The organism is Caballeronia terrestris, from assembly GCF_001544515.1.
GTDB classification, from domain to species: Bacteria; Pseudomonadota; Gammaproteobacteria; order Burkholderiales; family Burkholderiaceae; genus Caballeronia; species Caballeronia terrestris.
In genome coordinates, this window is the sequence record NZ_FCOL02000100.1 from 1 (window position 1) to 12668 (window position 12668).

Genomic DNA, 12668 nt, shown 5'->3' on the forward strand with positions numbered 1-12668 from the left:
GTCAAATTACTGACTAAAGATGTCGTCGCTCTGATTAGTGCACTGTCGAGTCAGCCGTCATTAATGCGAGTTCCCCCCGTGACTGGACTTCGCCGCCGATCCGCATTTTCACATCCATGCCCGCGATCATCTCGGCGATCGTCTCCTGCCCTTCGTCCGTATCGCTAAACCAGTCGGCGAGCGCCGCTGCCGGGACGGCGTTTTCATCCGCCACGCGATCGAACGCAACGACGTCCAGGCACGCGTCACAACGACAATGGTTTCGGCGCCAGCACCGGCCTCCGAATCGACATAAACAAAGTAGCGTCGATGCGGGTTCACGATGAAAACCCGTCAATCATGCCTCTCAGGTTATTCCCTTCCACACGCCCGTCTCCCAGGTTCGGCTGAAACCGGCGGCAAGCCGGCCCATGTTTATCGGCGCGAGTGGCGCAATCTTTATGGTCGGCGGGCCAGCACGCCCAGATACAATTGGTCTTTACTTGTGGAGATCGAAATGGCAGACAGCAACGAGGGCGGCATCGTCAAACATTACGTCGACCAATTCCTGGCGCTGGGCGTCAAGAACCACAGCGGAGAAAACGTCGCCGATCAAGTCGCCGCGCTGGCGAGCGACTCGTTGGAGCATCTGGACGTGTGGAAGTGCGGGACGCCGGCGGAGAACAAAATCAAACTGCTTGCACAATTGCAGTTGCAGGCGGGACTTGCTGCGGCAGCCACCCCCGGCCAAGCGAAAGTGTTGATGGACGTCCACCATTTGATTTCGGAGCAAGCGGGCGTCTTGCGCTGAGGACAGCATGTGCTACGGAAAACCGGACAAAATGCTGGCCGACATTCTCCAGCTGCACCCGCTCATACCTGACGAATCAGGCCTTACGTCGCTCGCCGACTTCGAACCCTTCTGCGTCTATTCGAGCTGCGATCCCGACAACGCCTGGGCGAAGCCTGCATCCGTGAGCGCGCGGCTTGCGAAAACCTGCGCATGATTCCGGCGATCGACGCCTCGGACTTAATGCTCGCCACGCATCATCGCGCGCCGTTTTCCCACGAGAATTGGATTTTCGAACTGAAATATGACGGCTATCGATGCTTGGTCCGAAAGTTTGGCTCGCGTGTCGAACTGATTTCCTGTCAAGGCAAATGCATGAATCGGTCGTTCCCCGATGTGGTGGCCGCGCTCGAACGGGTGCCAGGCAGCTTCGTGTGGGATGCGGAACTGACCGTCGATGAACCGACCGGCCAGTCGTCGTTCGAGCGTGTCCAGGTTCGCGCCCGTACGTCAGTCGCGACGCGGGTGCGCGCCTCGATGAAACTGCACCCGGCGCGGCTCCACATGTTCGATCTGCTCGCGGCGGGAGCGCGCGATCTCCGAGCATTGTCGCTGATCGAGCGGAAAAAGAGGCTTGTCGACACCTTTGAGGACACGGCCGTGCTGATCTGCGTGACAGGGACGGCCGCGTTCGGCGCACAAGTGTTCGAACAGGTTGGGCTGCACAACTTCGAGGGGATGGTCGCCAAGCGCATCGATTCGACCTATCAAGCCGGCCGCTGTCGCAACTGGCTGAAGTTTAAAAATGCAAACTACAGCCGCCCCGCTGCCCTCGATTTCGGTAGGCTCTAGTCGGCCTGGCATGCAATGGAACGCGTCGACCTTGCGCGCGTGCGTGCTCGCCGTGGCGCTCAACATGAGACTACATCAAGCCGCGGGCATGCGATCGTCCCACGTCTAGCTTAGCGCACGAGTCCGTCGCGGAACGTAAGATCTGCAACCGCTCATACCGAACGCCACGAGCAACCATGCAAACCTCTGGAAGTGTCGCCCCGGCGGATATGGCTTCTAGAACAAGCCATCTCGACGTCGCCTGCTCACGTTGTGACCGGCGCGGCCGATACCACCTCCCGCAGCTCGTTGACCAGTCCGGCGCCGATTTTCTAATGACGGACCTCGGCGCCGAACTGGCGAACTGCCCGAACAGGCGCTCGTCGGCGCATGGCGAACGCTGCGATGTGTTCTTTCCGGGACTCGCGGCCCTGCCGCGCGCGCAGTCGCGCAGGAAACGCCCGCAGCGTCTCGCACCGAGGCGCTGCAACGATAGGTGGCTATCTACTTACTCGTGATTGTCTTTTCGAGGGGCTATCCCGCTCCCCGTAGGGGTTCTGACACCTTCACAGGAATTGAGCACACGGGCAGCGGCTATACTCAAACTGCCGGGGAAGCAAGCAATGGGGAAAGGATGAAACGAAGTACGCGTGTGATGTTTGGTGTGGGTGCGGGAGCTGCCATCTGTGCTGGGACCGCGGTAACATGGAACGCCCACGAAGAGACAGCACGCCAGCTTGACGACGCAGACACGATAATCTGCCTGACTGAAAGCCTCTCTCCGCAAGAAAAACAGGAATTGGCGACCCTCAGTGCCCGGCCTGACTTTCACCCCTTACTGGCTGCGTACAGTCGAATCTTCCCGCGATGCGTGCTCAGCGTTGATCAATGGGAGCGTAAGCAGAGACTTACGTTTACCGCGTGGCAGATACTTCAGGGCAGCGATCAGGACTTTCGCAACATGGAGGATGCGGTTGCGGGCGCTGCTTCAATCGGCGCGGCTAAATAGGCACGCGTGAGGTCCGCCCTTTCCACTCTCTCTAATGCCCGCGTCACGGCTTATCACGCGCCCTTGCCTTTCGTCCATATCTTTAACATCTTATTCGTGCTTGCTTGAGCAGCCAATACGGCCGCGTAAGCTGCCTATCACCTACCTGAGAGCTGGACACTTCACATGGTCTGTCCCTATAGCAGATAAGATAGTCATCGGTAACATGCTCAAACCATTTGTTTTTTTCGTGTGGAGGGAAAGTGAAAGCGCTCTACCCGGAAACGTTGGACCAACTCGCCGATCGCTGGACGGTCTTGATGAATCAGCTAAACCGCCACGAAGGCCGATATCACGGGCAGTCTTATGTCGACGTGGCAGAACTCGTTCAGCAGACGGAACACATTATCAAGCCTGATCCATTTGAGCAGGAAGTGCTGCAGACGGTCTGTCGGTTGACGGCCGACGGCAACCTGAAGATGGCGCTCTTCAGGCTGCATGAAGTCATCGAAGCACGGTTGGAAAGACGCGGGGCCTAATACGTGGCGCCCGCCATTTCCGTCCGAATGAGTTGGGCAGCGTTTCGGCCCGGCGATCTACTCACAGCAGCACGGCTTGCTGCAACAACTGCAGCGCTTTTAATTCGTCCAATCGTCCAGTGCGTGCTTTGCCTGCCAAGGTCTTGATCAACGCTTCCGCTATCGGTTCGATACCTTCAAGACTGCTCAGGCTTGTTACGGACGTGAACGGGCGCGGCATCGGATGTAGCTGTGGAACTGCAGCGACTGAGACGTGCTCCTGCGCTAACCCAAACAAGGCATCGGTCTCCCTCAGTGAGGGACTTGCAGGCTCTGTGGCCAAATCGCTTTGCTGATCTTGTAGGTTGACGAAACTCGCGTCGCCGGTCGCACTCTCCGCCGGAAAATGCGGGCTGCTATCATCGAACGTGCTCGCTGCAGCGCGCACGGCGGATACGGTATCAATATCGACTGGCGCTGCCGCGGGCTCCTCTGCTGCGACCCCAAGTACTCTCTCCTGTTGGAGCGCACGACCGCGGGGAGAAGGAAGCAGCAAACCAGACACCGGTTCTGGAATATCTGCTTCCGAACGCGGCGTGTCCAACCACCCATTTGGCAACCCGAGGCGTTCCGTAAAACGATTCGCTTCGGCGTCGTCCATGCGCTTCTTGCCGTGCAGCCGATGGGCCATGTTGGAGCCGGTGAGCCCCATGACCGAGCCAAGCTTCGCTTTCGATCCGTTGCGGGTCGTAAGCACGTGGAGGTTTGCGCGCCTGATATTTTGAATAGCCGCATTATCTAAAGCCAGCGATGGCTGTGGGCTTGCTTTTACAGAAGTCTTAACTTTCATTGGCGCTTCTTTTACAGCGGTACGAGCGATAGGCTCCCCAGTCGCGTCGCTACTGTTCTGGACGAGCTTCGATGAGCCGCCAGGTGCTTTCTTTTGCATTTCCGATTTCTTCGGAACACGATCCTCAAGAAACGGCTGGTCGCTGACTCTGGGGGCGCAATCCGGCTCGAATGTTTCGCCCACCGCTTCCGGTTCAGCGTCTGTTTGAACAAAATCTAACGGTGATCTCAAGCGCGCGATGGTCTCAGCCGCGAGCACAGGATTAGGCTGGTCAAAAAAGCCGTGTGGCAACCCGAGCGTGGTTTCCATATGAAAAGCCGTCTCGGGCGTGAACCGCTCTCCCTTCATCAGTTCGTTCACTCGCGCCAGATTCGAATCAAGCCCGAGGGCGATGTTTTCTGCGCCCACCGCATCGACAAGGAACTGGAATGAGCGGGTCTTGAAAATTGAAGCGGTCTGAGTCGTGTCTCGGGTAGGCAACCCGTTCACATAGGGTTGGCGATGTCGGTCTGGCAGCGATTTCTTGATGGCGCTCGGTTGGCGCTGACCGCTGGCTCGAGATCCCGAGTATCGCCCGCGCGCTTGACTCATAAGTGGGGCTCCTACGATAAAGGATACTGTCGTTGATTATAGACGAGGCGGTGTCGAGACTAGAGCGGCCAAAAGCCAGACAGCGGTCGGCAGGATCTGTTCGGGCTTCCCTCACCAGCGCCATACAGGGACCGTCAACCCGCACGTGCCCAACCTTGCGAAAGCGGCACGCCGTGATAGTCGATGGGATCCCAACAAACCGTGAACTGAAAGAAAACAGTAATACCGTTTGACGCGTCTTTGAGCGCATCCCGAAAATGGTTGAACGTCAACGAGTTAGGTGGCCGACTGCGAGGTTATCTACACGCTTGTCCACTGAGATTGTGGATAACCTCGGTTGACGAGCGTGCCAGTGGCCGCGGATGCGGCAACCCATGGACCTTGACCAACGAGTCCCTGCGCGGAGCGCACTCCGGCGCAATATGCTTCGCATCCTCGCTAAACGCATCGAGGCAGCGCTTCGCGATGCACTAAAACGCCTCCCCGTCGTTTAACGCCATTCGACGCTCCGATAAATACGCTCTCTGACTCACTGATCGAAAAACTGCCTTAACTTAGCGGCGCGGTTCGAATACATCAGTTTTCGCACTGCCTTGCTTTCGATCTGGCGAATCCGTTCGCGCGTCACGTCGAACTGCATGCCCAGTTCGTCAAGCGTACAGTCGGACGCTGTATCAATCCCGAAGCGCATCCGCAGGATCTTCGCTTCACGCGGCGAGAGGGCCTCAAGCGCCTCATTGATCGCGGCCCGCATGCTCGCGTGAACGGCCGCGTCCGCCGGAGATGCCGCAGATAGATCTTCGATCATGTCGCCAAATGTGGAATCGGCGTCCTCGCCCACTGGCGTTTCCAACGAAATTGGCTGTTTGACGACCTTAAGCATGACGCGGATCTTTTCTTCCGGCATTCCCATGCGCTCGGCCAAGACAGCCGGATCAGGTTCCCGTCCGGTCTGCTGCAAAATATCGCGCGAAATCCGGTGCAGTTTGTTGATCGAATCGACCATATGCACCGGCACACGAATCGTGCGCCCTTGATCCGCGAGCGCGCGCATCACTGCCTGACGCACCCACCAGGTCGCATAGGTCGAAAACTTCCAGCCGCGCCGATACTCGAACTTGTCAACCGCCTTCATCAAGCCGATGTTGCCCTCTTGAATCAGGTCCAGGAAGTGCATCCCGCGGTTCACGTACTTCTTCGCGATGGAGATGACAAGACGCAGGTTCGCCTCAATCATCTCGTGTTTTGCTTGCCGCATTTTTGCCTCAGCCGCCATCATTCGCCGATTGATTTTCTTCAACTGCTGCAGCGGCAATGCCGCGTTCGTTTCGATATCGATCAGCTTCTGCTGCTCGGCCTGGATCGAGGGCAAGCTGCGTTCGAGTGCGGCGCCGTACGCCGGGGACGCCGCCGCAGTGTTTGCGGTCCAATCAAAATCTGTCTCATGACCCGGAAATGATTCGACAAACTGCTCGCGCGGCATCCCGCATCGCTCCACGGCAATCTGCATGATGCGCCGCTCGACTGTGCGCACGTGCGCCACCTGCTGCTGAACGTCGGCGCACAACCGGTCAATCGTTCGCGCGGTGAAGCGAATGGTCGCGAGCTCACGCTGCATTTCTTCACACAGGCGTGCGAAGACAACCGCGCCCTTGCCTTCCTTCACGTCGACACGCGGCATCTGGTCGGACAAAGCTTTCACTCGCGCAAAAATAGCGAGGCTGTCGTTTGTCAGCTGTTTCAGACGCGCTTCGTTTGCTTCGTTCGAATCCGCTACTACGAGACCGCTGTCATCCTCGGAGTCGACGCTGTCGCTGTCGCTGTCTACAGCGTCCGTATCGAAGTCTTCTACGGCAGTCGAGTCCGGGGTAAACTGTCCGACCTCTGCGATGTCGTCGTTGAGGCCGTCGACCAGTTCGCCGATGTGTAGCTCACCGGCCGCAATCTGCTCCGCGCTTGCGAGAATCGTGGAGATCGTCCCGGGGCAGGCAGCAATCGCCCGAATCATTTCCTGAAGACCGTCTTCGATGCGTTTCGCTATTTCGACTTCACCCGTGCGGGTCAGTAATTCGGTCCCGCCCATTTCGCGCATGTACATGCGCACGGGGTCCGTCGTGTGACCAAACTCTGAGTCGACCGTCGAGAGCGCGATCTCGGCTTCCTCGTCAGCCTGGTCGTCTGACACGGCGGCCGCTACAGCGTCGTTCAGCAGCAGCGTCTCTGCATCGGGCGCCTGCTCATAGACCGCCACGCCCATGTCATTGAAGGTGCTGACAACGGTTTCAATGGTCGCAGCCTGTGCGAAGCTGTCCGGCAGAAAATCGTTGATTTCCGCGTGGGTCAGGTAGCCTCGCACCCTGCCCAGTTGAATGAGTGCGCGCATCTGGCTCTGTCGCTCGTCATCTTGTACCGCCGTCGAAGATGCGGCTATCGGTGGCAAGGTCCCGGCGGCTTTGCCCCTCGCTGTGGGACGGACGAGAGCTTTCTGCGCCATTGCGGCCGTGTCCCGTTCCGAATCTTCCTGATCAAAACTTCGCATTGAGGTTCCTCGACAGGGTTGCTCGGTGCGGGCGGAACGGTGACCATTGCATCGCGACTCGCGCGCACAAACGGAAATCGCAGCTCAGGCGCAGCGACAACAAGAATCGCAACACGAACACGGGGCGCAGCCCGCTAGAAAAGGCGCGAAGGCGTAGCGGCCGATTGTGGTTGCAAAACCAAACTGTCTACTATGCCACCCGCCCTGACGAGCGGAGTGCGTATGTTTATCGTGCGCCATTGGCTCGGAAGGGCGTGCGCTTTCAATCTGCGTACCCTCGCTCACACCTCTGTATCGCTTCGCGGGAAGAAACGAAGCAGGTCGAGCATACTATTTCCACGCTTTAGATGCACTTCCAACTTTTCGGTGGCTTCTACGATCGCGGCCATCCGCTCTTCACGTAATTGCCGATGATGCTCATTAAGCACCGTACCAAGCACCGTTAAAAGATTTTGAGGAAAGATCCATTCGTCTGATTGCAAGCCCCGCTCCATCGTCTCCGCCAATCCGGTTCTTGCCGTCAGCATCGCCGTACGGTCGATCGAACCGCAGCCGGCCATGCTGAGGAAATCCGTCACAATCGTCGCGTGGGCAAGTGCCGAAGCTGCCGTCCGATCTCCGTGTCCCGCGCGCGCACGTTCCAGAGCGGTCCACGACCGAAGCGAGAGACGATTCGCAGTTGCAACGTCAAGGGGCATGTAGAGCACCTTGTTACTTCTTCCGCGCTTTGCCATTCCGCGCTTCAATGCGACTTGTCTCTTCTGGGCCATCCGGTCACTCGTCTGTCAACCATCGCAAGTTTGTATTTACCTTCGGCTCACGGCCACTTTTAGCTGCATCCCAGCCTGCATAGTGTAGTTTCGTTCAATACGGTTAAGCAATCGGTAGGCCGGTTAGGGGCAAGTGAGCTAACGCTTCGAGAGCTGGGCGCATCGGCTGGCAAGGGCGATGGGCGAGACGTGGTCGCTCAGTGCAGGTATCGAACCCATGCGCTTCGCCCGCACGATCGAACGAGGCACACTAAATGCTCTAGTTTTTCGCGGTCTCAGCTATAACGAGTCGATAAGCGCTAATTGCCGGGAGTGCATATGGAGATGTTGATCGTAGCTGCGATCGTCGTCGTGGCAGTGGGGTCGTTCGGCACGTTCCTGATTGGAGAGCTGGTTCCTGAAAGCGTCCTCGCGGAGGCGGCAGAGCATGGGCGTTTCGCCGGACTCTCCAAAGACAGTCCGTGCGAGTCCGAAGCGGCGGATGGAGTGAGCCGTATCAACGGCCGAGGCGATTATATTTCCGCGCGCTAGCTACGCCGTGCCGCTGTTCACGTGTGGGGGATCCACGTGCCGGTTGTCCTTGAAGACAGCGAAGTGCGTAGTGTGCTTACACCGTCGGTTATCGTATGGCATTAGGTCCCACGTGCGCTAGTAAGGTAGTCTTGGCGAGATGCGTGTCCCTTTCAGCCAACGCGGGCAGGATACCGAGTCGCGTTCGTCGGCAAATGCGCTGCAAAACCAAAATCGAATATTGCAGAACGACATGCTGGAAACTGCGCCCCTCGCACAAAGAACTGGAACAGAAAGGCCGGCCCAGCGATAACGGCATAGCGGCCCACCTGGCCAGCCGTCGCGCGCGTCGAACAGCGCCACCAGCCGCTCGGGGGAAGCAGTGAAGAGTATCTATCCGGAAACACTGAACCAGCTGGCTGATCGCTGGACCGTTCTATGCAAAGAGATCAATTGTAATCCAGACGCTCACTACCCTGGTTTGCTGTGTCTAGAGGTGCATCTGCTGATTCGACGAACAGAGCGCTTGATCAACCTCGACCCGTTTGAGGCAGACGCAATTCTAACTGCCAAGATCCTCGCTGAGAATTGCGACCTTAAAATGGCGCTCTTCAAGCTGTATGAAGTCCTTCAAAAACGGCTCGAGGGCAGCATGTGAATTGATTCATGAAGCGAAAAAGATGCTGCGAACCGTGCTGGCCCTCTCACCCCATGCCACCTGCGTCGCTCTTCAATGCCCGCATCGGTAGGGCGCCGGCGCCGGGTGCGTGTGTCGTCAGCGCGGTTGGCGGCATCGTCTGCCGTATCTTTCACATTTTCCTTCTGTCGCTCAGATCCCGATCGCTGGTCTCGAAAGTATTGATCGCCGGCGCCGAAGCCAGCGAGCCACGATACGTAGGCCCACCTTTCGACAATCCGCTCTTTTACCGTCTCGGATTGGGCGTCCGGTCGCATGTAAAGCCACGGTAACTTGTAGCACCGCTCGGATAGACTGCTCGAAAGGCTCGTTTGTCTTGTCTCATCGCGTTTTGTCGGTTGCTTTCGGAGACGGCTCAAGAAGCCTGCTCGTGCAGGACAAAGATAAGGCACCACGTCTGGAAGCGCACATTCAAGCGTCCGCTTAAAACATACATTTGCCGGGCCGTCGAAGAACGGCCAGAACGCTGGAATTTGATAGGTTCCAAAGGCGCAATGAATCGGGGTCTTTCTCAAAGCCTTATCATCCTTGACCGTTGATGAGGCTTTTTCTTTCCATGCGTCTGCATCTGGGAGAGCCGCCCGCGCGCCTTCCGTTTGGCAGTGCGACAGCCCTTACAGCGACCGACCGCATTGCCGCCCCAACAAAAGAACCGATTAGCATGGCGCGCGGCCGGCGTTTTAAAGCGTGTCACGAACTCTAGCCCAGTTATCGCGAGCCCATTTGGGGGCGATCTGCGACAACGCTGCGTCCTGTAAGGACAGAAGCGGAACCGATCGTCGACGCCCAAAGTTTAAAAGCACCCGATGTTGGCGTGGTGCGAGCGCGGTGAATTTCTCATGCCCGACGCCCATGTCACCGCGCACGCCAGGCGCCTTCAGGACGTGGGCATGGTCGAACCCCTCGCCGCGCCCACCCATGGATGTAACGTGGCTCAGCACGCTTACTTCAGCCTACCGTCGAGAGCATCGCCTTGAGCCGTTCCGCATCATCGGGCTCATAGTCAAAGGCGGCAATCGCGCGCCATGCCAAGTAGACACCGGTCGCATAGTGTTGCTTGCGGAATTTCTCTTCCAGCGTCGCCTCCCCACGCGCCTCGGTCATCAGACTGCTGATTTCCTTTTCGACCTTCTCGGTGATATGCGCGTAGGTGTAAGCCACTTTTGTCATTTTTCTCTCAGTAGTTAGAGTTCAACCACCATTGCGCCACGCGATTCCGCGCTTGCAACCGGTCCTGTGATTTTGCCGTGCTCACTCCATAAAGCAAGCGCCATCGACGCGCGACAGTCTTAGGGGTGCAAGTTCATATCCGCAGCGTTGCCGTCGCCGCAGCCATGCGTGCCTCCCCCCGGTTTTCGGCAACCTCGCTCGACGATGGGACTGCATCGGGCGCGGCAGGGATGAACTGCGGCCGACTCGCTCAGCTAACTACGAAAAAATCCGGGGCGAATCCGGCCAGGGCCGGACCGGGCTCTATTCGCGTGCGCTCACCGGGCCTGACGTCCCGGCCATTCGGTGACGATCCCTTTCGCAAAGTCCAAGACTCATTCAGATGAAAGGAGCTAAGGGCTGCTCGCCCTGGCGCTCTTCAGTGCAAGGTCTTCGACCGGCCCTGGTCGTATCCCCAAAATTTTTTCCAAACGACCGAAAAAATCCCGGGTGATCCCCCTCGCCCTGGGCCGCACCTCCGCTTGCCTCCTCGCGTTCGCCACGTGGCACGGGGCCATGCGCAACAGAAAGCGCAGACCCCTTAAGCCAATTTCAGGAGCAAGATCATGAGGAGCGAAGCGAAAATCGATGTCTACACCCGCGTCACCGACAAAATCATTGCCGACCTCGAACAAGGCGTTCGGCCTTGGGCCAAGCCCTGGAAAGCCGATAATGCAACCACGCGCATCACCCTCCCCGTTCGTGCCAATGGCATTCCTTACCGCGGCATCAATGTGTTGCTGCTGTGGGGCGAAGCCCTCGAGAAAGTCTACCGCTCCAACCGCTGGATGACATTCAAGCAAGCAATCGAACTGGGTGCCAAGGTCCGCAAAGGCGAGCACGGTTCGCTCGTCGTGTACGCGAGCACCGTCACCAAAACCGAAGAGAACGACGACGGCGAAGTGACCGAGCACGACATCGCCTTCATGAAGGGTTATACCGTTTTCAACGTCGAGCAGATCGATAATCTGCCGGAAGGCTACCGGGTCGAACCGGCTACCGCGCCCAATGGCGAGCATGCGCCGAGCGCCGTGCCCCTTCAGCTGATCGAATTTGCCGAAATGTTCTTCGCGAGAACGGGCGCTGCGGTTTGTCATGGCGGCAACCGCGCTTTCTACGCCCCGGGCCTCGACATCGTGCAGCTCCCGCCCGCTGAAGCGTTCGACACCGCAGAAAGCTACGAAGCCACCAAAGCCCATGAGATCACGCATTGGACTTCGCACTACACGCGCCTGAACCGTCAACTGGGCAAGCGCTTCGGTGACGAAGCGTACGCCGCCGAAGAGCTGATTGCCGAGATGGGCGCCGCGTTCCTGTGCGCGCAACTGGGCATCACGCCCGAGACGCGTACCGACCACGCCTCCTATCTTGATCACTGGCTCAAGGTACTGAAGGCCGATAAAAAGGCGATCTTCACGGCAGCCGGCCACGCCCAACGGGCCTGCGACTATCTGTTTTCCCTGCAGGCTGAAACGCCGAGCGAGGCGGCAGCATGAGCCTCTACACTGCTCTCTTCGCCATCGACGTGCCGCACTACGGCACAAGAACCATCGAGGCGCTGACGCCGGCGGCCGCGATCAAGGCGGCCAAGACGCTCGACCCGGCAGACCTTTGTGATGATCCGGACTGGGGCAACGCCGCTTGCGCCCGGATTGTTTCAATCAAAGATGAGACTCATCGGCAGTTGATCGCGGAGGATGTCGCCCTTGACGGGGCATTCCTCCGCTACGGCGGGCGGCAAGCCTTCCTTCTGTGCGAGGCCGCCCCCGCGCTGCTTGACGCGGTGCAGAAACTTGCTGCGCAGGCCCACGCGCTGTTGGCGGCAATCGAGAGCGCCAGTGATCGGTTCGAGGATCCGGCCGCCCGTCTGGCAGAGGCCGCAAGCCACGCCGAGCAGGTGATCGCGACAGCCGAAGGCGCGACGGATCAATGAGGAAAGAACCCGGCTGCAGCCAAGTCGGGTTTGCATTCGATACAGTCCACAGGAGCCAAGAAACGCAAGGTCATGGTTTATGGGGAACCCCACAGGCGCCTCCGATAGCAATATGGAACACCCAATGATTGCAACGGGCGATGCCGAAAGCGCCGTTTGTCCGGTCCTCTCGACACCGATGAAGCCCGCTCGCGGCTGTTCGCCACGAGCGCGAACAAGCCGGGCGCTCGCCCACTGGACGGTAGGAAGGTAAGCAAAAAGGGCGGTCAGCGGCCCGAAAGACCGCTGACCGCCCTGATGACTATGCCGTGCCGTCCAGCTTAGTGCTGGGCGACGGTCGCCTTGTTGGCCACGCCGACTTGCGTCACCGCAGCCGAGTTGCCGTAGCCGGCCTGCGACAGCGATGCACTGTTGCCCAGACCACCCTGCGCGATCAGGCCTACGTTGCCTGCGCCGCTCTGCG

The 12668-nt window shown here is 58.6% G+C and carries 13 protein-coding genes and 1 pseudogene; 8 read left to right on the top strand and 6 right to left on the bottom strand.

Going from position 1 to position 12668, the window contains the following annotated elements:
• Nucleotides 1-34: 34 nt before the first annotated feature.
• A complete protein-coding gene (locus tag AWB67_RS31960; protein ID WP_087660081.1) occupies nt 35-214 on the bottom strand; it encodes a hypothetical protein in 180 nt (59 codons plus the stop codon).
• A 282-nt stretch (nt 215-496) separates the two neighbouring features.
• Here AWB67_RS31960 and AWB67_RS31965 point away from each other — a divergent pair, with 282 nt between their 5' ends.
• From AWB67_RS31965 to AWB67_RS31985, 4 genes are all read left to right on the top strand, one after another.
• Nucleotides 497-790, top strand: a complete 294-nt coding sequence (locus AWB67_RS31965; protein ID WP_087660082.1) for a hypothetical protein — start codon at nt 497-499, stop codon at nt 788-790.
• Between the two features lie 31 nt (nt 791-821).
• A complete protein-coding gene (locus AWB67_RS41030; protein WP_159965027.1) occupies nt 822-986 on the top strand; it encodes a hypothetical protein in 165 nt (54 codons plus the stop codon).
• A complete protein-coding gene (locus AWB67_RS31970) occupies nt 983-1621 on the top strand; it encodes an ATP-dependent DNA ligase (protein ID WP_235025450.1) in 639 nt (212 codons plus the stop codon). The genes AWB67_RS41030 and AWB67_RS31970 overlap by 4 nt, the downstream gene beginning before the upstream one ends.
• A gap of 1230 nt (nt 1622-2851) precedes the next feature.
• Nucleotides 2852-3127: a hypothetical protein gene (locus AWB67_RS31985; protein ID WP_087660084.1), complete on the top strand. Its 276-nt coding sequence runs from the start codon at nt 2852-2854 to the stop codon at nt 3125-3127.
• Between the two features lie 61 nt (nt 3128-3188).
• Here the strand turns inward: AWB67_RS31985 and AWB67_RS31990 are convergent, their stop codons facing one another.
• From AWB67_RS31990 to AWB67_RS32000, 3 genes are all read right to left on the bottom strand, one after another.
• Complete coding sequence (locus tag AWB67_RS31990; RefSeq protein WP_087660085.1) at nt 3189-4547, bottom strand: hypothetical protein; 1359 nt, start codon at nt 4545-4547, stop codon at nt 3189-3191.
• Between the two features lie 529 nt (nt 4548-5076).
• A complete protein-coding gene (gene rpoD, locus AWB67_RS31995; RefSeq protein ID WP_087660086.1) occupies nt 5077-7086 on the bottom strand; it encodes an RNA polymerase sigma factor RpoD in 2010 nt (669 codons plus the stop codon).
• A 281-nt stretch (nt 7087-7367) separates the two neighbouring features.
• The gene (locus AWB67_RS32000) at nt 7368-7856 is read right to left on the bottom strand and encodes a hypothetical protein (RefSeq protein ID WP_087660087.1); all 489 of its coding nucleotides are present in this window, start codon (nt 7854-7856) and stop codon (nt 7368-7370) included.
• Between the two features lie 318 nt (nt 7857-8174).
• Between AWB67_RS32000 and AWB67_RS32005 the strand changes: the two genes are divergently transcribed.
• Together AWB67_RS32005 and AWB67_RS32010 are read left to right on the top strand one after the other, a co-directional pair.
• Entirely contained in the window at nt 8175-8387 is a 213-nt protein-coding gene (locus AWB67_RS32005; RefSeq protein ID WP_087660088.1) for a hypothetical protein, read from the top strand.
• A gap of 361 nt (nt 8388-8748) precedes the next feature.
• On the top strand, nt 8749-9024 hold the full coding sequence (locus tag AWB67_RS32010; RefSeq protein ID WP_087660089.1) for a hypothetical protein: 276 nt from the start codon (nt 8749-8751) through the stop codon (nt 9022-9024).
• A 987-nt stretch (nt 9025-10011) separates the two neighbouring features.
• Here the strand turns inward: AWB67_RS32010 and AWB67_RS32015 are convergent.
• Complete coding sequence (locus AWB67_RS32015) at nt 10012-10233, bottom strand: hypothetical protein (RefSeq protein WP_087660090.1); 222 nt, start codon at nt 10231-10233, stop codon at nt 10012-10014.
• A 605-nt stretch (nt 10234-10838) separates the two neighbouring features.
• Between AWB67_RS32015 and AWB67_RS32020 the strand changes: the two genes are divergently transcribed.
• Nucleotides 10839-11768 carry an ArdC family protein gene (locus AWB67_RS32020; RefSeq protein ID WP_087660091.1) on the top strand — a complete coding sequence of 310 codons (930 nt, stop codon included), beginning with the start codon at nt 10839-10841 and terminating at the stop codon, nt 11766-11768.
• Entirely contained in the window at nt 11765-12205 is a 441-nt protein-coding gene (locus AWB67_RS32025; protein WP_087660092.1) for a hypothetical protein, read from the top strand. Before AWB67_RS32020 ends, AWB67_RS32025 begins: the two co-directional genes overlap by 4 nt.
• A 320-nt stretch (nt 12206-12525) precedes the next feature.
• On the opposite strand, the pseudogene AWB67_RS43525 reads toward AWB67_RS32025, so the two are convergent.
• Nucleotides 12526-12668, bottom strand: a pseudogene (locus tag AWB67_RS43525) (curlin-associated protein); the annotation flags it as partial.